The following is a 21,064-nucleotide window of genomic DNA, read 5'->3' on the forward strand; positions in this document are numbered from 1 at the left end:
AGCATTATATAATAATTAACATATAGTAAAACTGAAGAAGTTGTTTAGTCTCAATTTTTGAAAGATGATACTGCATTGCAACTTATTTGCGGCGGTATCAAACGGTCTGGGGCGGGGGCACTTTATGGAATACATGACTGTGTACGATGCGGCGCAGAAATGGAACATATCTGAGCGCCTGGTGCAGAAATACTGCGCATCAGGGCGCATTGCGGGCGCAGAGAAGTTTGGGTCATCCTGGAGAATCCCAGTGGGAGCCGAAAAGCCAAAAGACCAACGCAGGGAGCAGTCGGCTCCGGAAACGCAGGGGAAGAGAGGCCAGAGCCTGTCTTATCCGGGGCTTATGCCGCTGATGAACACCGCGTTTGAGCCGGGAAAATGCCTGGAATTCATTGACAGCATGGCGGACGGCCTGGAAAAACAGGTCGCACTTGCGGAGTATTACTATTTCAGCGGACAGCCGGAAAAAGCCATCGAACAAACCCAACTGCTTCTCCGCGAGTCGGATAGGAACATACAGCTTTCCGCCTGCCTGATCTATCTGTATGCCAATCTTTCTGTGGGTGAGATACAGAGGGCCAGATATGCGCTGACAGCAGTGCAGGAAACGCTTGCCTCGGATACGGAAAAGCACCCGGAAAAGCGGGCGGTTCTGTCCTTTATTTCTTCTGCTGCGGCAGTGCTGCTGCACCTTCCTTTGCCCAAAGAACTGCCTCCCACGCAGGAGTTCCTTCCCAGGCTCCCAATGGGCATCCGGATGTTTGCGTTATATATCATCACCCACGGTGTCTATCTGCAAAAGGACTACCAGAGAAGCCTGGGCATTATAGAGGCCACGCTGAGTATGCAGACGGAAGAATATCCGATCCCCAGCATTTATCTGCATTTGGCCGCAGTCATGGACTATATGAGTCTAAAACAGGTGGACAAGGCAAAGCGGCATCTGCTTGCGGCGTGGGAGCTTGCCAAACCGGACGATTTTATCCAGGGCTTTGGCGAACACCACGGCTTGTTGGGCGGGATGCTGGAAGCGGTGATCAAGCCGGAATATCCGGAGGACTTCAAGCGGATCATCGCCATCACCTACCGGTTTTCCGCGGGGTGGCGCAAGATCCATAATCCTGATACCGGGCATGATGTGGCGGACAATCTGACCACAACGGAGTTTGCTGCGTCCATGCTGGCTGCCCGCGGCTGGACGAATCAGGAGATCGCGGACCATATGCACATCTCTTTGAATACGGTAAAGTATCATATTACCAATGCCATGCAGAAGCTCAACGTCAAAAACAGACAGGAATTGAAAAAATATATGCTGTTATGAGAAAAAGGACCCGGCCATTTGGCTGGGTCCTTTTTTGGGTACCTACCCATTTTTCACCCCCAAACGGGTGGTTTCAAAAATATGGATTCATGGTATGATAAAGCCATACGAAACAGAAAAGGAGGGTTTGCGTGTGGAAAAGGCAAAAACGTATCAGGTCGAAGGCGCAACACTCACGATTCCGCTTCAGTATGATCAAAAAACCGGAAAATACATGGAAGTATACCCGGACTTTCTGGAACACCCGATCTATACGCCGGAGGGGCACCCCATCATGCTGACCCTTGAGGATGCCTGCGCCTTCGGCGAAGAGAGGAGCGCGGGCGAGGGACTGATCGACTGCGGCTCCTGCCGCTTTTACAGACCGTTTTCGAACACTTTGATCGGCGTGTGCGGACATGAGAAGAACAGAAAAGCATGAAAAGGAGGGTGTGATGATGAGGAACACGATGGGAAAAAGAGGACGAGTACGGCCCAAGCGGATTCTGGCGGCGCTGCTGGCGGTTGTGCAGCTGATTCTGCTCCTGCCGACGGTGTCGATCCCTGCCCTGGCAGTTGAAAACGTGGAATACACGCGTCTCCAGCCGGAGGTGGCCATTTATAACGCCCAGACCGGCATCGATGAAAAGCTGTATAACCGGGAAATCAGCGCAGACAGCAAGTTCAACGCGGCCACCAAACGCAGCCTGTTCAACTTATCCTTTGAAAACAATCTGGTCAATGCAAGCGCGCAGATCAATATGGATAACGTGGACATCGGCCAACTGCGGATGAAGGGCAGCAACCTGCAAACCTCCATCTCGGCTTCCTTTCACAATTACAAGCATCAGCATTCCTGGAAGTCGGGACTTTTTAATCTGAAAAACAATACGGCCAATGTTACCACGGCTGTCATGCTGTCCTATCGATACTGGGTTAGGGGCACTCGGTACAATCCCTCCCTCTTCATCAACAGCCGGGACATGGCAAAAGACACGGAACGCCTTTCCACTGGCTACAGCACGGTCGCTTACAATAGCGACGAAGTATACTTTGCCGTCAGCTTGCAGGGCACCTATTACGACGGCGGCAATAAAAGCTGCAAGTGCGCGGGCGACGCGTCGTTGACCAAGCCGGTCATCACCTATATGGACAGCAATGCGCCGTCCATCTTTTCGGTAACCGGCATTGACAACCGGATTTTGAAAGCCGGCGATGAGGTGGAACTGGAAGTCAAATTTGACGAGCCCATCCGCTTTGCCGATGACAGCGCGGCCCATGGCGATCTGTATGTGGGCCTTGCCATCGAAGGGCTCAGCTCCGACAACTATCCCAAGGCCATGCTGACCAAGCTGGATAACGACACCCTGTATTTTTCCTACAAGGTTCCCACCAACAGCGAGGCCACGGAGAAGACGATCACCAGCGTGGACTTCAGCCCGCTGATGCAGGAATGTGACCTCAAGGTGGTTTTCGAGGACGAGAGCTTCACCCTCTCCACCGATGGGCTCAGCCTCTCCAACGACATCGGCTATACCAGGGCCACGTCGTACATTACCGACATCGCCGGCAACGGTATGCGGGAGTCGGACAGAACCTATAACGTGACGGAAAGCTACATTGATACCAAGGCTCCGGCCCTTTCCAAGATCAGCGCCACCGTCACCGCCAACAACGCAAACATCAAAGCGATGACCGGTTCCAACGATGCCGATAACAGCGACACCCACCTGGGCGTGGGCGACAGCGTGGACTTCGGCCTGAGCTTCAGCGAGGTTCTGGATCTTGCCGAGGGAGACTACACCGAGCTCACCGCCACCACGAACCTGCGGACTCAGGACGGGGACACCGTCACGCTGACCAGCACAGAGTTGCTCAAGACCGCCGTTGGCCAGGGCGGGGAGGGCCAGGGCCCGTCCAAGGGAAACGTGACCTATATTACTTTGGGTACGCTCACCATGGAGGAGGGCATGACCTGCACAGATGAGGACGGCGTCATCCGCATCAAGAGCATCCAATTCAATGGAGGAGCGGTCTATGATTTGGCCGAGAATCAGCTGTCGGTTACCGGCGCCGATGTGAACAGCAAAAATACCGCAACCCTTTATCTGGATGTGGTGAAACCGGAGATCACTACCACGATGACACCATTGGATTCTGATGAGCCGGATGAGAAGGTATACGCAGTCATACCCCATGACTATGAGGACGGCAGTGGTTTCTACGTCCCGTTTACCATCCAGGACGATGGGTCCGGGACCAACGGACTGAACGGCTACTTCAGATGGCGCAAGGGAACGGACACCTATTCCTCCACGGTATTCGAGTACGCAGTTACCTCTTCTACCGATGAGCCGGAAGAGTGGACAAGAGCCCTCATGAATAACGGCTACTGCAAATTTACCCAGGTGGAGGGAACCCAATACCTGCATATCAAGCAAGTGGACCATACCACCTATGAGGTACTGGGTACAGAGCTGGACTTCCAGGCGCAGGATTATGCCGGCAACGAGAGTGCGGCCACCTTTGCCATCAACGCGCTCTGGGATAATACCTATCCCACGGCCGAATTGGGAGAGGTGAAAAGAGAACTTACCGGCACGGGTGGCAAATTGACCGTAAAGGTCAACCTCAAGGAAGCCACCGCCCTGAATGAGGCCCGTTATCTGTGGACGGACAGCGACCAAGAGCCGGATGCCGCGGACATCAACCAGGTGCCGGAGGGGAATATTCTCGACCAGACCTCTGCCACGATTACCATCACCGAAAACGTGAAAACCGGCGAGGATTTCAACCAATATCTCTGGATCAAGGTCTCGGACAAAAACGGCAATGAAGTTGTGTACGGTCTGGGCCGGCAGAGATATAATCTGGGTACGATCGAGTACAGTGTCTCCACAAGTTCCGCGTATGCGTGTGATCTCGACATATATTACTCGACGACGGAAACCGACGGCTTCCTGCTGGGCCTGCACCCCGTGCCGAATACAGAAAATGAGTATTATGCCTGCACCAAGGGCGGCCAGGCCAGTACTCCCAGCAACTGGTACAAAGTGTACTCAGAGGACAGGAGAACCTTTAAAGTTCAGGAGAAAACGAAACTGGATGAGGAATATCTGAACGATTACCTGTTCAACAACAGCTCCAGCGGAACGTATTCCGAAACCTTCGGATACCGCACCGGCGATTATCAGTTCTACATCATTGCCGGAGTAAATAACGCGTTTACTTTGGATGAAAACGGATATGTGACCCGGGCAGGAAACGATGCCTATAAGGTCAGCGAGGAAAGCTACACCATCCGCGCGATCACGCCGCTCAAAGACGGGCAGAAGTTCTTCCCAAATATCAGCATCACTCCCGTGAGCAACATTCCCGATCCCACCGGTAGTTCCTACTACTACTATACCTCGGAGCCGATGCTCTCCACTCTGGAGGGCCTGACCTATGAGATCGACCTGGGCGAGGATACCACCGACTGGAACTATGATCTCATTGATTTCGATCGGTCCTATGTTTCGGTATCCTACGGTGCTAAGGCGTTCAACATCCCGCTGAAGCCCGAACCGGTACAGACCATTACCCTGCCGGCAGGAGAGTACACAACAACGGGGTCCTTCTATCTTCGGGTGATGCTTAGGGCAAAAAACAGCGGGCAAAACAGTTTGACCTTCTATCACTCCAGCAAGACAAGTTATTTGGACGGACGGAACGCCCCCGATCCGTCGGAGTTCGGCATCACCTCTCTGGCGATGGAGTGCAGCAGCAACTACTACGGCTTAAACTATACCACCGGAATCAGGGAGCAGAAGGTGGAGCCCGGCGGGGACGTGATCTATCTGCCGGTCTCCAATGAGACGGACAGTATCTATAGCACTGTGTACGATACGCATAAGATCTATCTGAAGACATCCTATATTGTAGAAAGCGGCGGTATAAGCCCGCGCACAGATCAGCTGATCTGGAACGTCACAGCGGGGCAGACGGAAGATACTGCCGCCATTTATACACAGGGCACGTGGGAGGGCTTGGATCTCAAGATCCTCGATGAAGCGGGCGCCAAAGAGTATGTAGCCGGTATCGACAAAACCGACCCGGGCAACAAGGGCAATGCGCCCCTGTGCCTGATCCGGGATACCAACAATGTGATCGCGGTGCGGGCGGTGCTCTCCAATGGGAAAAAATCGGAAATCAAGTATTACACCATCTATCCCTCCTGGCTGGATGTGTCGGGCACGATCTCCACGGAGGAAGAGGGCGTCCTCCGGGACGACAGCACCCTCGTCTTTACGCCGGAGGAAGGCCAGTCCATGGAGGGTGTTCGGATCTTTGCCCGCGCCAGCAACGCAGAGCAGACGCTGGAGCTGCTCCCCCAGCCCGACGGCACCTATCGCTGCGACGCGGCACCCGGATTCAACCAGTATTGGTTCCATGCGGTCAATTCCTACGGGAGCATCTATTACTTTAAGGACAGGCTCGATGTCTATCGGGACGAGGATGCTCCGGTGATTACGTCCCAGAGCAGCACGGAGTCCGACGGAACGTATCAGATCAAATTCACAATCGATGATCTGTCCCTGACCGATTATCGGATGAACGGCACCATTGATCTGAAACTCATCTTCGACGAGGCCTATTCCCAGCGGCTCGCAGACAGCCAGGCGGATGAGGGGCAGTCCGGAGAGGGAGGCGGGCTGCAGGCAACCTTCCAGCTGGCCATCGACGAATTCGACGACTATTGGTACCAGATCACCCCGGAGAATGACATGGAGTTCCTCTGGGAAGCGGAGGATGTCAGCAGCACGGGCATCTACCGGGTGGAGGCGGTCATGCCAAAATGGAGTTCTGGCGGTTATCTGGACGTCACGATTTACGGCGCCGCCAAATACCTTCTGGAAGAGAGCGAAGGCGCGGAGATCAAGTTTGACGTGACGGTGGAGGCCACCGACAAATTTGGTCATACCGGCTCAACCTTGATTGAGGATATCACCGCCACCAATACCAAGCCCCACGTTGTAAGCAGCGGCAGCGTAGAGCCGGAATATCAGCAGATCGGCATCGGCTTTGACTATGCGCTGATGCTGCCCTTCAATGTGCCGGTGCAGCCCGAAAAATCCTGGATTCTGCCCGAGCCTACCGGATATCAGACGGAGTGGAGCGACAGCTTCCCGGTAACCCAGGACGGCACCACCGAGATCTCCTTCTATGATATTTTCGGCACTCTCTACACCCAGGAGCTGGTGCTGGAAGATGTATTCGGCGATTACGGCGTGGAGCTGACCATCTCGCCGGAGACCTATACCAAGGAGGTCATTTCCGTTACGGCGCGCATGAGTACGGAGAATACGGAAAAGGCGTTCATGTTCTGGAAGGATCTTGGCGGCGGACGAATCCAGGCCATTTCCGATGCCAACTGGGAGTCCCTGCCCACCAAGGAACGGACCATTACCCGCCAGGAAAACGGAACCATCATGGTATACGTTTATGAAGAAGCCTATTCCCGGGATGAAATATACGGGGGCCTCTATGATTGTGCGGATGTGCTGACCATCAACATTGACAACATGGTTGACGGTGCGCCGAAGGCAGAGCCCAGGTTCTACTTCGACCAGTTCGGCGAGGAGTATACGGCCGAGGAACTGCGGGAAGAATTCCCCGACGGCATCGAGACCACAAGCTATGTGGAGGTATCCTACAAAACCAGCCGCTATGTTTCTCCCACCGGCGATACGGGCGAGAAGATCCGGTTTACCAAGGATACCGGCACCTCGCATCAGTTTACGTATGTGGATGCCTTTGGCAACGAAGGCAGGCTTTCAGTCAACCTTGCGGAGTACGGCATCACCTTTGCCGCGCCGCCGGAGCCCTACGCCGACGGGACCGCGCCCACCGTGGTGGTGGACATCTATGCCAAGCGCTTCAACAACTACACCGCTGCGGGCGCCTTCTCCAAGGATACAGAGTCGGAAGCTCTTAAAAACGAGTTTGCGAACATCGGCTATGTACAGGGATACAGCCTGAAGGTCGGCGCCACGGACTACTCCAGCTACAAGATCGTGGTGCTGAACAGCCCGCCTGCCTCCCTTACATACAGCGAGGCGGTCAGCGATACTGTGCCCGGGGTAAGCATCTCCGGAAACACGGTCACCGTTTCCGCGGACCTGGCCACCGACTTCACCATCGCGGTGGTGGACAATGCGTCCGGGGAAACCGCGGCCACAGCCGACAACTTCTCCTGCATCACGATCCGGGCAGTGGATCTGAAACACTGGTTTGACACCACCAAGCCCGTGGCGGAGCAGAAGATTGTGCACAGCGGCCTCTATGAGCAGACCGTCTATGTAAAATTCACCGACAAGGCCGATAATGGCGATGTGATTGACGACGGCACGAAGGCTTCTGTGACGCTCATGAACGGCAGCCTGGAGCGGGAGACCACGGGAGAATACGCGGGCTGGTACAAGAAGGTATTCAAGGAGGACGCCACGGAGGAACTGCTCTTCCAGGACCATGTGGGCAACATGGGCGACAGTGAAAAGGTGGAGATCACCGGAATTGACTCCGACCCGCCGACGCTTACCACCACATGGACGCCGCCATATATTTCAAACGACGGCCAGGTGGACCCCAGCTGGTACACCGATACGCCGGTCAATACCTCGGTCTACGCGCATATCACATCCAACAAGGTCCTTGACGTGGAAAAAGTCAAGCTGACCCACTATTCCTACAACGGATCGGATTGGACCGAGCTTCCCACCGGAAACATCAAGGATGTCGAGAACTGCCACGCCAGCTATACGGTCACCTCCAACGGTCTGACGGTGTGCTTCGAGCAGGGTGGGATCGGCCTCAAGTTCCAGGTTCCGGCCCCCAACGGCAAAAGCACAGAAGCCGAAGTGTATCTGCCGGAGGAGACCATTGACAAGGTGGTTCCCACCGTGGACGTGAAGACCACGGAGCTGAAACGGAGCGGGTATAACGTCCCCTATGCGGTGGCCGTGACCATGACGCCGGACAAGAGCGTCCTCTGCTCCACTGCCGGCAAGGCGGATACCGTATATGACGCCGAGACCCCGCTGGAGGTCACCATCACCCAGAACGGCACCTTCGAGTATCTGTTTGTGGACGAGGCCGGCAACCGTGCGGTGGCAAAGGTTACGGTGAGCAACATTGACCGGACGGCGCCCAAGCTGACCTTTACCCCCGATCCGGCGAAGCTGCCCGTCACCAATACGGACCAGACGATCACGGTGACCGTGGACGAAGCCTGCACCCTGACGGTGGACGGCCAGAAATACACCTTGCAGGCTGGCGGGACCCATGAACTTTCCTTTAGCAAAAACGGCGTATATTCTGTGATTGCCACGGATCAGGCCGGCAATGAAAGCGTGACCAATATTCCTGTGGGGAACATCGACCGCACGCCTCCGGCCATCAGCTTTGCAGGCAGCACCATCCGCATCCGCCAGGACAGCGCTCAGGCAGAGCTTACGGCCGCCCTCGACGCAGGCGTCACGGCCTGGGAGCCCGAAAGCCAGGCCATGGTGGAAAACTGGACTTACGACGCAAGCGCCGTCAATCTCGCGGAGGTCGGCATCTACAGCGTGACGTACACGGCACGGGACCAGGCGGGGAATGAAGCGACCGCAATCAGATATGTCTCGGTCTACGACAAGAACAACCCCGGAATTTATCTCGACGGCACACTGATCGAGCCGGAAGGCACGACCGTACTCAAGGCGGGGACCCATAACATCCAGGTCTCCAATATCCAGAACATCGCGCCCGGTGTCCTGGAACCGTATACGGTGAAAATCAGCAAGGGTATTTTGACCATCGGTCAGATCAAGAACAAGCGTGCAGACGTTCAGATCGATGACGACGGCAATTTCACCATTACCCCGGGGTTCTATACGGTATCTGTCATTACGCAGAGCAGAATGACATTCCGCGCAATTCTCTATGTGGAAGCGTAAGGGGGCGAAAATATGAAAAGGATCCTATCGTGTTTGCTTTGTGTGGTTCTGCTTCTGGGGATCGTGCCTCTGGAGGGAGTCGCCGCGCTGGCAGCAGAACATGAGGCCTACTCCCTGGATAACGGCTATATCCGGGTGCAGGTCTCCAAGGAAAACGGCGGATTTGTTGTCAATACGGTCAACGGTGACTCACTGAAGAAGTCAGATAACAACAAAGATCTGCTCTATCACACGGGCGAGTATGACACCTCCTTTGTTTCGTTCCGTGTCACAGAAGCGGACGGGACAGTCTCCGACTATATTTTCGGCGGCAAGTACGGGGACAGCAGCGATCCCAGTCATCAGGGCGTCACCGTGACCCAGGCCACGGAAAACAGCGACATTGTTGCCGTCTGGTCTGTGGGAAGCTATACCTTTACCCAGACCATCTCCCTGGCCAATGCAAGCTCCAACGAGCATGGCATGGTTTCGATCTCCCTGAGTGCCACCAACAGCAGCGGTAGCAACGCCAATATCAAGGCGCGTGTCCTTTGGGACACCGCCTTGGGCGGCTACGACTTCGGAACCTATCAGGCGGTAGACGAGGAGTCGGTCACCCACGCCATCTCCACCGAGCAGATTTTGGATGGTACGGACTACCCGATTCCGCAAAACTTCTATTGTCTCGACAATGTTTTTGACCCGGCAATTACCGCCTATTCGGTCAACAGTCCCCAGGCCATGCCCTATCAGGCGGCCTTTGGCCACTGGAACAATCTGGCCGCGTCCCTGTTTGATTTTGTGCCGGACAGTTCCATGGACTTCACCAAGACCCAGAACGATTATCTGACGGCGGACAGCGCATACGCTCTCTATTATGACCTGGGCAGCGTAGGCAGCACGCCCGTAAGCATGGTGACCTATTACGGCGTGTATTCCCACAAGGACGTCTCCGCGGCAGAAAAAATGACCGTCGACGTGTCCGCTCCGCTGCGCCTTACGCTGAATGACGCGGGAGACGATTATGTCCGGCAGACGGACCAGGGCGTTGCGGATTTTGCAGCCGGCGTCACCTTTGAAAACTACGCCTCCGACACCGCCCAGAATTATGAGAACATTTCTCTGGTGGTCAGAACCACCGAGAATCTGCGCTCGCTGGGAGACATGGGCGCGGAAAACAATTCCCAGTTCGGTTCTACCGATCCATTCATCATTACCTACGCCGATGTGAAGGTGGGGGATATCAACTCCAAAACCCTGTATTTCCAGGCCCAAGTAACCGATACGGCGGCCTATGAGCGGATCACCATCGGCATCTATGACACGTCGGAGACCCAGGGCGCCATCGTGGAAGAGAAGAAACTGGGAGAGCAAGTGGCCTACATCCTCCTGCCGGGCGCCGACGGAAGCATTCCCAAGGTGAGCTTTACCGAGATGACGCCCAAGGTCATCTATTCCTCCGGGACAAGGCATCTGTATGTAACGGTCAAAAACCCGGCGCTTCTGGATAACCGCGGCAACTGGAATCTGGTTGCCCGTAGCGTGGATGAAAAAACGTCGCATACCATCGACCACGAGTTTATCAGCATCAAGGACGGCGTGATGGATGTGGCCATCGACGACTCGGTCAAGCTGGCACCCGGAAGCTGGTATTTGCAGCTGGAATGGACCGATGCGGCCGTTGCAGAAGGCGTGATTCAGGAAGAATATCAGAATCAGACGGCATCCTGCCTCAGCTTCACCGTGTCGGAGGATGTGAAGTACAAAAACGACAGCTACGGCATCCTGACGGTGACCAAATATCAGAGCGGCGGCGACTTTACCTATCAAATCGACTCCTTCCGGGACGAGGAAGCCTTCCAGAAGTTCCAGGACGCCGGCGGATATTCCGAGATCCTTCTGATCTTCCGGGGTGAATTTTCAAAGTCCACCTACACGCTGGAGGACGGATCCAAGAGAACGTATTACACCGCAACCAGTACCAAGCGGGTCAATCAGGAGACCAGAGAGTACGAGGTCGACAACTGCGTCAACATCAACGGCGCCATGGACTTTGAAAACGGCACCATGTCTGTGTATTATGACAAGGATGTGCCTGAGGGACAGCCTCTCACCGATGTGGTGGTGGAATTTGACGGCGAGCTTTTGACCAGCAATGCCCGTACCACCATCTGGAATGGCAAATCGGGACTCACGCGGCTGGAACAGGGAAAGAGCTTTTCCTTGATCCCCTATGACAAAAACGGCGTCCGGGATCCAAATTTCAACGACAACACCATTATGCTCCTGTGGCCCACAACCTACAGCCCGGGGCAGACCATTGCCGGTATGGTGTTCCAGATGGCATACGGCGAGTTGGGCGTCATGAAAGACAACGGGACGGAACTTGGCCGGGTTATCTCCTTCTCGGCAAGCCTGGATCTGAGCTTTACCAAGAGCCCGGAACCCACCGGCCAGAGCCTTGCCGAAAATCCGGATCAGTCGCTCAAGACCACCTACTGGCAGAAGATCAAGGATTTCTGGCGCAACTACAAAGAGGCGCAGAGCGTTGACAGCTACATCTACACCAACAACGACGCGCTGTACCGGACATACGATTGGTCGAACATCGACGAGAGCGGAGACGACAATAAGGAGATTTCCGCCTCCGTGATGGTCCGTGATATTCTTTACGGGTGCGGCGAGGGCCTGATCGGCGTTCACTTTAAGGTGGATATCGGCATTCAAAACTATATTTCCGCCCTGCCCAAGGTCACCGGCACCCTGGAGGTCAACACCATCAACGACTGGTCGTTCGGATTTAAGGGCAGCATGAAGCTTGCCAACTTTTCGCTGGAGGCGAAGCTCTCCTTCAAGAGCCACGACGACGTCCCGGTATCCCTGTATACTATGATGAGGAACGCGGGCAGACCCTCTATGCACGGATCGGCACCAACATTTCCGGTATGGAAGCGGCGGAGGTCGTGGACACGTCGGAGCTGCCGCAGCTGTTTGACGTGGAGCTCAAGTCCAGCGGCGACCTGCTGCTGCACAAATTCAATCTCGGGACTTATACGGGCGGTGCGGCCGCCATCGTGCGGATCGATTACGATGCCGAGAGTCTGGAGCAGGCCCGGGAGATCGCAAAGCAATTCAAAGTAAATTCCGAAATGTCTATGGCCGGAACCCCATATCCCATCGTTGTATATGGCGGTACCAACACGGACGCCGCAAACGCGAACGTCACCTATACCGCCGAGACGGGCAAGGCATCTTACGCCTTCACCGTGACAGATCCGGCGCACTACGGCAAGGACTGGTACATCTCCACCGGCACAACGAAGGCCAACGCCGTGGTTTACAACGTGGATCCCCTCCCCGAACTGACGGAAGTCAGCGCCAGCATCAGCGATAATCAGCTGACTGTGACGTGGGCCGGAACGAAGACGGCGGAGCTGGACAAGATCAGCTTCTATCTGACCGAGGATACGAATCCTGCGGCGGAAAGCGGCGTCAGATACCTTGACAGCATCGAAGATGTGGCTACCCTTTCCGGCACAACGGCGTCGCTGGCTCTGCCTGCGGATCTGCCCTCGGGAACCTATTACCTCCGGGCGGTATATTCCAAAGAGGATGCGGTGAACAGCGCGGTTTACAGCACCTCCAAGGTAACCTATACCAACGCCAATATGCCGGAGCCGGTTGAGATTTCGAAAGTTTATCCCGCCGGCAACCTGGAAATCGGAGTGGATGTGGCCCAGCCCGGCGATGGGAAAACCATGGGATATATGGCGACGGTGTACCATGCGGACGGGACTGCCACGGACATTGACGGACTTGCATACACCAAGAACGAAACGGGCGCGACCGTCATTACCATCGGCGGAAGCTACACCGGTGTGGACGAAGAAAACGGTGTTGAGGAGCAAAAAGGCCTTGTCGCCGGACAGAGCTACAAGGTAGGCGTCACGCCCTACTGCCTGGTGGATTCGGGCAACAACGGAGTATACGACGCGGTGGTTTACGGCAAAGAGGTGCTGACAAGTTCCATCACCGTGCCGAAGATGACCACACCGGAAGTGACGATTCAGGCGGACGTGCAGAAGCAGGAGATTTCGGAGCTGGTAATGGCAGACCATGATAACGATCCGGATACGCCTGCACAGGAAGTATCCGTGATCAGGGAAACGTACACTGCAAGCGATATCCGCTTTACAGCCAGTGTAACGGAACGCGTAACAGGCGAATGGGGCATTGACGGAGCCCTCACCCCCGACAGCGACGGATACAGAAGCGGAGCGTACGGCACCTTTACGGATACCGCAAGCATCTCCATTCCGCTGACGGAGCTGAGCGAGGGCGGGCATACCCTTACCATCAAGGGGAAAGACGGCCAGGGCGACGGATTCCAGTACAGCTATTCCTTTGTGGTTGATACGACCCCGCCCAGGCTCATGCTCTCCGCGCCGCTCAACGGAAGCACATACGACAAGGACGGAACGGTTACCGTAAGCGGTGTGACGGACAGCGACGCAAGATTCACCATCACATCGGACGGAGTCGAAATCTGCTCGGGAAAGACCGTTTCGCAATTGGGCGGGACCATAGATCAGGACGGCCTGTTCAGCTTTGACGTTGACATTTACGCCCCCAATGACGCCTCCCAGAGGGAAATTTGCATCACTGCTTCCGACGCCGCAGGGAACGCCTTGACGGAGTATGCGACGGTCACCCACGGTGGATTGGCAGATTTGAAGAGCGTGAAGGTATTGGTCAATGGCAATGTCGTGGAGAATGGAAACATTCCGGCTGCGGCGGATGATTCGACCGTCGTTCTCTCCCTTGCGGGCGTGACATCCGACGGAACCACGTTCCGACTGACCGGTCCCAACGTTACATGGAACTGTACCGCGGTGGAAGGCAGCGCATATGTTGACGCCGACGGACTGCTGGAGATCAGCGGAAATTCCCAGGGCTTTGTGGAGGGCGGACTGGAAGTTACCAAGGGCGCCTACCTGACCGATGCCGTAACCTTTGGCGCACCGCTGGAGGAGGGCAGCGTAACAATCACCTCTACCATCGGCGGAAAGGTTACGGGCGGCGGAAGATACGCCCCTGGTGATCTGGTAACGCTCACCGCGACCCCCGACAACGGATATGTCTTCAATGGCTGGGTCCTCACGGGTGTGACCGTATCTGATCCCAGCGCGACCACCATCAGCTTTACCATGCCGAACACGTCCGTAGAAGCAAAAGCGAATTTCAAAGCGAAAAGCAGCGGACGCCCGACCACTTCGGTCACAGATATTATTGCAACGGTAACTGCCGAGGAAGGCGAACTTGTTACATATCCGTTGAGAAAACCGGTTGAAAACGAGAATCATGTCGTGGCACAGTACAGCACAGACGGCGGAAGAACCTATATCACAGTTGCCAAGTCTGCCGTTGTAGACGGAGTGTTCCGGTTTATTGCGCCGGTCCGTGCGACTTACAGGATCACCGTTGTGGATGGCATCAACTTCGATGATGTTCCGGAGACCCACTGGGCTTACGATTATGTAGATTTCGCATCGGCCAGAGAAGTGGTGCTTGGTGTGGGAGGCAACCTGTTTGTCCCGGAAGGAGACCTTACAAGGTCAATGTTTGTAACGATGCTTGGCAGAATGCACGGCAATTTGGGTACCTATGATGCCCACAGCTTCACCGACGTTGAACCCGGTTCGTGGTATGAGGAATATGTCTCCTGGGCCGCGTATAACGGTATCATTGAGGGATATGACGCGGAGCATTTCGGTCCCAACGACAAGATTACCCGCGAGCAGATTTGTACCATGATAGACCGCTATTTGAAGTACGAAGGATATCAGATAGAGGCTGAACCCGCCGGTAAATTCACGGATGATGGGCAGATCAGCAGCTGGGCATACGATTCTGTGGTGGCGGCCAGAAATCTGGGACTCGTCATCGGATACGAGGATGGAAGCTTCAGACCGCAAGGTCTGGCTGCCCGTGTAGAAGCCGCAACCATACTGACAAGACTGATTTATACCCTGCTTCAGAACAGATAAGCCTATGAAAAAAATACTGGTACTCTTATTGCTTATCGTAATTTTAACAGAGGCGGCATTTGCCGCCTCTGTTAAAGTTGGTGTGATTGACACCGGCGTCACACAAAAAGAGCATATTCTTGACAGCAGCCGGATTCTGGAGGGAAAGAACTATGTTTCAGAACACGACGGCACTGAGGATAAGGTCGGTCACGGAACAAGGGTTGCAAGCTTAATTCTCGGCACGCTGGATAATGAAATTATCTCCCCGTCCAGTGAGAGCCAGATCGTACCGCTGGTATATTATTCACAGTACCCGTCAGGCGTCGCCATAAACGGAGGCATCCAAGCCATTTGCAGCGCCATATACGACGCCATTGACAGCTACGGCTGCAAGATCATCAATATCAGCAGCGGTGTACCGAAGGAAAATGAAGCATTAAAAAAGGCGGTTGACTATGCGGAAGAAAAGGGCGTTTTGATTGTATCGGCCTGCGGAAACGACGGGGGAAGTGTCTATTATCCCGCCGCATATCCTACGGTGATCGGCGTCGGAAGCCATAACGAAACGCTGGAGCCTTCTGCTTTCTCCTGTCACGGAAGCGGGCTGGATTTGCTCTTTTCCGGCGAAAAGGTAAATGCTGTCTCCATAAAAAACGCCGACGATTACGAACTGGTGACGGGTACATCCTATTCAGCCGCGCTGATCACGTCCTATGCCGCAGCTGCCCTTGAAGCTTATCCGGAACTTTTGCCCCACCAGATCCGGTATTTTTTGCGATCCAGCTGTGAGGATATCTGCGAAAAAGGCTATGATGCAGAAAGCGGATACGGCATCTTTGATCCAAGCCTGTTTTTTGAGCATTTAAGCCTTTTTGACAAGGGTGAAATTTCTTGCTTCTCCGATGTGAAAAAGACAGATTGGTATTTTGACAGCGTCTGCTATGCCGAACAGAACAGATTGTTTTTGGGCGTATCCGACACCGAATTTGCTCCAAATGAACTCCTGACGCGGGCAATGTTCATTACCATACTTTACAGGGCGGATGGCCGGCCGCAAACGAACAATATGCTGAAGTTTGATGATGTTGCGGAAGATGCGTATTATGCGGATGCTGTCTGCTGGGCGTCGGAAAACGGCATCATTACAGGAGTCTCCGATGGGAAATTTGCGCCTGATCAAAATATGACCCGCGAGGAAATAGCGGCAGTCATGAGCCGCTATGCAGACTACAAGGGGATCCATACGGCCAGCCAAGGCGACCTGACTGTGTTTGCTGATGCGGACGCTGTTTCCGGTTGGGCAAGAGAAAGTGTAGCGTGGGCCGTCGATTATGGTCTGCTTTCAGGCAAAGAAAACAACTTGCTTGACCCCCGGGGTGATACAACGAGAGCAGAAGCTGCCGCAATCCTGAAACGTTTTTTGGAACAGTAAAACATGAATGAAGTCCGTTTTTCGAACTATTTCATCGAAAAACGGACTTCTCATTTTTGGGGAGCTTTGTTGTATAAGGTTTTCCCTTACGGTTTTGCTGTTTTTATATCGCATTTCTTTAGTAAAGTATATTTGATAGCTATTCTGGTAGATATGGGCCAGAGGCCCGGTTTACCCTTGCACCTGCCATATATGTCAGGACAGAATACCTAACGATAGAATTACCCGAGTGCCCTGCTGCTCTGCGCTTAGTACAGTGACGCCGTAATCTGTGCCATAAATCAATTTGATCCGCTCATTGATATTAGCCAGGCCGATGTTCGAGGTGGTGGAACTGCCTAGCCGTTCTGCTTGGCCTTGAGCCAGTTTTTCATTCAGCGCTTTCAAAATGGTGGGAGAAATCCCTACGCCGTCATCCTCTACGGCAATTTCCAGACGATTTGCTGTGCGGAATGCAGAGATCCAGATATTTCCTTTTCCCCGCTTGACCTCAAGACCATGCTTCAGGGCATTTTCAATTACGGGCTGCACCAGAAGTTTGGGAATTTGAATATAGAGGGTATCCTCTGCCACATCGGAGTGGAGCGTGAAGCGGTCATTGAAGCGAATGCTCTGTATCCTCATATAGGCGTCAATGTTGGCCAGTTCCTCTTTCAGACTGATCATGGCCCCTTTTTGACTGATGTTGTATCGAAAAATCTCGGCCAGCGCTTTTGTAGCATCGGCAATGGAAGTGGCCCCGCAGCACAGGGCCTGGCCGCGGATGGTTTCCAAGGTGTTGTACAGAAAATGAGGATTGATTTGGCTTTGCAGGGCGTTGATCTCAGCCTCTTTTGTCATAATCTGGGCTGCCGCCTCTCGCTGAAGCAGGACCTGGAGCAGCTCCGTCGGTGTCTTTTGCCGCATAAGGCCGTCGGACTCCTCATAGCAGGTCCCATCTTCTCTGGCGCTCTCCTCCAGCACGTTTAGTGTATGCTCCAGTTCGGCCATGGTTTTAAACACGGATCTGATGAACATATAGATATCGACCAGACAGATCATAATCGCCGCCGCTGCAAGTATCACAGCCGCGGATAGACGTCCAAACAGCAGCAGATCTTCCCACGCATGGAGACATATGGAGAGATAGAGACATATACCGGCCAGAATCAGGATGCTTAGTACATGAAAATACATCTGGCCCCGCATCCCTTTTCGGGCGCTGCTTTTCCGCCGCTCCTTACTCATGGCCCAGCATCAGCTTTCGGTATGCGCCGGGGGTAATGCCAACCAGCTTTTTAAAGGCTTTGCCAAAGTGTTTGCCGTCACGATAACCGACCATTTCCGCCACCTCGTTGAGCTTGTAACTGGGGCTTTTTAAAAGCAGCTTCGCCTGTTCGATCCGCTTGGTCACCAGATATTCCTTGAAATTGATACCAGCTTCCCGCTTAAATATTTCGCAAAAATAGTTGGGATTCAATCGCACCATGTCGGCCACCTCGCTCAGGCTCAGGTCCTGCATATAGTGGTGATCAATATAGCGCAGCACCTCCTGCACGGCTGTCTGACCGGAAGCTGCGCTGTCAGGTTCCCGGCTGTCCAAAATGGTTTTGGCGGCGTTGGCAAGGAGAAGATTGACTTCCTGCAAACTGGAGGCCGCTCCGATCTCATCCCGCCGCTCCAGAAAGTAGGCCTTCCAGTCCCGGGTACCGGCAGGAGCGTTTTCCTGATATAGCGAAAGCAAATGATTCAAACCGCCGATCAGGATCTGGGGGGCTTGCTGGGCTTTGGTAAAGTACCACTGGATCCATTGCGCTGTTAATTTCTGCACCGCTTCCAGATCGCCGCTCTGAAAGGCCTGCTTTAAGCTGATATCATGATTGAGATCAAGCGTGTAAGTGTTTTCAGGAACAGTATGGGGGAGTTTGAGCGCACTGTATACCCGATTGGTGCCGCGGAGCAGCCGGTACATAGCAATCTCATGGGCAGACTGATACGATACACATATATCTGAAAAATTTCCAGATATACTGCCCACACCCATTGTAATCCCACAAGGGGGCCTTTTTTCCAACAGGACCGCAAAGAAACGGTCTAGTATCTGCTGAATGGCATTTTTCTGTTCTGGCATATAGTTTAAGATCAGAATGGAGTCGCCACGAGGGTTCAGAGTGACCATCTCACAGCATTCTGTCGGTAGGTCAACCTCCCAGATGGCTTTGGTAATCAGGTCTATGCAGATTTTGGCACAATTTTTTTGCTCCAGCAGGAGGTTGACGACTTGAAAACTGCCTGTACGAAAATTAAGTTTCAGATCCTCGTTAACACGGTTGAGCGCAATGGATCTATCACCCAGTCCCAAAATGAAATTGATAAAGAACTGCTCCCGAAGTTTTTCCACCGTATGGCCCATGGTATCCCGCATCTGTAATTCAGAGCGCTGCTTCAGTTCCTCTGAAACAATCTGCTTTTTCGCCTTGATCACGACTTTTTTCAATTCCGTCTCATCGATAGGCTTCAGCAGATAACCAATTGCACCATAGGTAAGGGCTGCTTTTGCGTATTCAAAATCATTGTAGCCACTGATAATGACAAACATAATGTCTGGACTTTCTTCTGACAGGGTTTGAATCAGGTCCAGTCCAGTTAAGCCGGGCATACGAATATCTGTCAGCACCAGCCGGGGGTGGAGGCGACGAATGCCATCCAAACCTTCTTCACCATCGTGAAAGATTCCGGCGATGCGAAAACCGTATGCGCCCCAGTCAATAATCTGCGTTATCATCTTTGCGACCCAAACCTCATCATCAATAATGACTACATCAATCATTCCGGCTGCTCACCTCCCTTCTCGATCATACGCAGCATATCAGCATAGGACAGATCATTTCGTCGTGTTTCACCGATCACGGTTCCTTCGTGCAGGATCAGGATTCGGTCACAGCAGGCAGCAAGATCGTCCATTTTTGAAAAACTAACCACAATTCCGCAGGTGTTTCGCAGACGATGCAATAGGGCACACAACCGCTGCACACCGCCGGGGTCTAGTTCCCGGTTGGGCTCATCCAGGACAAGAACCAGGGGAGAAGCTGCCATGCAGCGTGCAAGGGCCACCTTCGCCGCGTCTGAATCACTCAGCACAGCAAGGCGTTCATCCGGCTTATGGGGGATCTCCAGCAGTGTACAGTACTCTGCGGCCAGCAGACGCTCTTTTTTTCGGCTGAGTATGCCGAAAGTACCCACTCGATTGATTACGCTCAAAGATATATTGGACATAATGGATGCATTTTCCTGCAGCATATCGCTGTGCCGCTCCAGGCACAGTCCAATGCCGTGCTTAACGGCATCCCGGGGGGAGTTCAGCACACAACGGCGCCCCTGAATGTATAGCCTCCCGCCCTCAATAGGACGATGCCCGCCAATACATTGGACTAAAATGGATTTTCCGCTGCCCACCAGCCCCGCAATACCTACGATCTCTCCGCGGCGGACAGAGAACGATACCGGTTTTAATGAGGCCGCCCTGACTTCAGACAGCCGCAGCACCTCCTCACCTGTCTGGTGAGAAATGGCTCGGTCGGCAACCGGAAGAGATGTGGCGAGGGGATCGCCGCCGTACAGCAGCCGTCGTATCCGGTCGGGACAAAATTGTTCCCGCTGCGATTCTGCCACCACCATGCCGGCACGGAGGACAAGAAGGCGGTCCACAACAGGAAGGAGATCTTCATAGCGATGGGAGGTGTAGATGATAGCGCTGCCTGCCTGGGCGAGGGTACGCAGAATATCAGCCAATCGCCGCTGTCCTGTGCTGGAAAAGGACTCGGCCAGGTCATCCAATACCAGAATATTGGGACGGGTAACCAACTGCCGGGCCAGCTGTACTTCTTTGCACTGGGTGTAAGTAAGTGCGGAGACCCGAGCCTTGGGGTCTGCTTCAAAGCCGTGTTTTTCCAACAGAACCTTGGCTTTTTGATAAAGTCGCTTCCGGCTGGCGTAGAGCCAGGGCTCAGCCTGAATGCCGATCATTAGGTTTTCGGCCACGGTTAGGTTTTCCAGCAGTTCCGGCTCTTCCCCTACATAGCCGACCCGGGCCCGCAGCAGTTCCGAAGAGGCCTGTTCTCCCTGCCCCACCTCACCCAGGACGATTTTACCGCTGTCCGGTTGAAGAATACCGGCTAAAAGCTGTGCCAAAATGGTTTTTCCGGGGCCGTTGATGCCGACGATCCCCAAGATCTCACCCTGATAGAGATGCAGGGATACGTTGGAGATGATACATCCAGCGCGGTTATGGAAGGTAAGATTTCTTCCGCTGAGAACTTCGCGCCTCATCCAACTCCCCCTTTTTCTGTAGAACAGGCACTGC

General features: G+C 54.0%; 9 protein-coding genes. 6 read left to right on the forward strand and 3 right to left on the reverse strand.

Annotation, left to right across the window (positions count from 1 at the left end; translation table 11 throughout):
* The first annotated feature begins 124 nt into the window (after positions 1-124).
* From B5G06_RS14600 to B5G06_RS03235, 6 genes are all read left to right on the forward strand, one after another.
* On the forward strand, positions 125-1,324 hold the full coding sequence (locus B5G06_RS14600) for a LuxR C-terminal-related transcriptional regulator (RefSeq protein WP_143382701.1): 1,200 nt from the start codon (positions 125-127) through the stop codon (positions 1,322-1,324).
* Positions 1,325-1,457: 133 nt separating this feature from the next.
* Positions 1,458-1,745: a hypothetical protein gene (locus B5G06_RS03220; protein ID WP_087187653.1), complete on the forward strand. Its 288-nt coding sequence runs from the start codon at positions 1,458-1,460 to the stop codon at positions 1,743-1,745.
* 16 nt (positions 1,746-1,761) lie between these two features.
* Complete coding sequence (locus tag B5G06_RS03225) at positions 1,762-9,282, forward strand: DUF5011 domain-containing protein (protein WP_143382702.1); 7,521 nt, start codon at positions 1,762-1,764, stop codon at positions 9,280-9,282.
* A gap of 33 nt (positions 9,283-9,315) precedes the next feature.
* Complete coding sequence (locus B5G06_RS14320; protein WP_242955328.1) at positions 9,316-12,402, forward strand: hypothetical protein; 3,087 nt, start codon at positions 9,316-9,318, stop codon at positions 12,400-12,402.
* A gap of 1,292 nt (positions 12,403-13,694) precedes the next feature.
* On the forward strand, positions 13,695-15,308 hold the full coding sequence (locus tag B5G06_RS14325; protein ID WP_242955332.1) for an S-layer homology domain-containing protein: 1,614 nt from the start codon (positions 13,695-13,697) through the stop codon (positions 15,306-15,308).
* Between the two features lie 4 nt (positions 15,309-15,312).
* Positions 15,313-16,722 carry a S8 family peptidase gene (locus B5G06_RS03235; RefSeq protein WP_087187656.1) on the forward strand — a complete coding sequence of 470 codons (1,410 nt, stop codon included), beginning with the start codon at positions 15,313-15,315 and terminating at the stop codon, positions 16,720-16,722.
* Positions 16,723-16,917: 195 nt separating this feature from the next.
* Here the strand turns inward: B5G06_RS03235 and B5G06_RS03240 are convergent, their stop codons facing one another.
* Genes B5G06_RS03240 through B5G06_RS03250 form a run of 3 tightly spaced genes read right to left on the reverse strand, consistent with a single transcriptional unit; the run spans position 16,918 to position 21,030 of the window.
* Positions 16,918-17,898, reverse strand: a complete 981-nt coding sequence (locus B5G06_RS03240; protein ID WP_158094658.1) for a sensor histidine kinase — start codon at positions 17,896-17,898, stop codon at positions 16,918-16,920.
* Between the two features lie 43 nt (positions 17,899-17,941).
* On the reverse strand, positions 17,942-19,531 hold the full coding sequence (locus tag B5G06_RS03245; protein WP_087187658.1) for a response regulator: 1,590 nt from the start codon (positions 19,529-19,531) through the stop codon (positions 17,942-17,944).
* On the reverse strand, positions 19,528-21,030 hold the full coding sequence (locus B5G06_RS03250) for an ATP-binding cassette domain-containing protein (protein ID WP_087187659.1): 1,503 nt from the start codon (positions 21,028-21,030) through the stop codon (positions 19,528-19,530). Before B5G06_RS03250 ends, B5G06_RS03245 begins: the two co-directional genes overlap by 4 nt.
* Positions 21,031-21,064 lie beyond the last annotated feature (34 nt).

Origin of the sequence: Flavonifractor sp. An52, from assembly GCF_002159385.1 — a bacterium.
Lineage (GTDB): Bacteria > Bacillota > Clostridia > Oscillospirales > Oscillospiraceae > Flavonifractor > Flavonifractor avicola.

Bases quoted from the DNA above. Each gene is read 5' to 3' on its own strand.
- B5G06_RS14325 (WP_242955332.1), top strand. From the start codon at position 13,695: ATGCTCTCCGCGCCGCTCAACGGAAGCACATACGACAAGGACGGAACG.
- B5G06_RS03235 (WP_087187656.1), top strand. From the start codon at position 15,313: ATGAAAAAAATACTGGTACTCTTATTGCTTATCGTAATTTTAACAGAG.
- B5G06_RS14600 (WP_143382701.1), top strand. From the start codon at position 125: ATGGAATACATGACTGTGTACGATGCGGCGCAGAAATGGAACATATCT.
- B5G06_RS03225 (WP_143382702.1), top strand. From the start codon at position 1,762: ATGAGGAACACGATGGGAAAAAGAGGACGAGTACGGCCCAAGCGGATT.
- B5G06_RS03250 (WP_087187659.1), bottom strand. From the start codon at position 21,030: ATGAGGCGCGAAGTTCTCAGCGGAAGAAATCTTACCTTCCATAACCGC.
- B5G06_RS03245 (WP_087187658.1), bottom strand. From the start codon at position 19,531: ATGATTGATGTAGTCATTATTGATGATGAGGTTTGGGTCGCAAAGATG.
- B5G06_RS03240 (WP_158094658.1), bottom strand. From the start codon at position 17,898: ATGTATTTTCATGTACTAAGCATCCTGATTCTGGCCGGTATATGTCTC.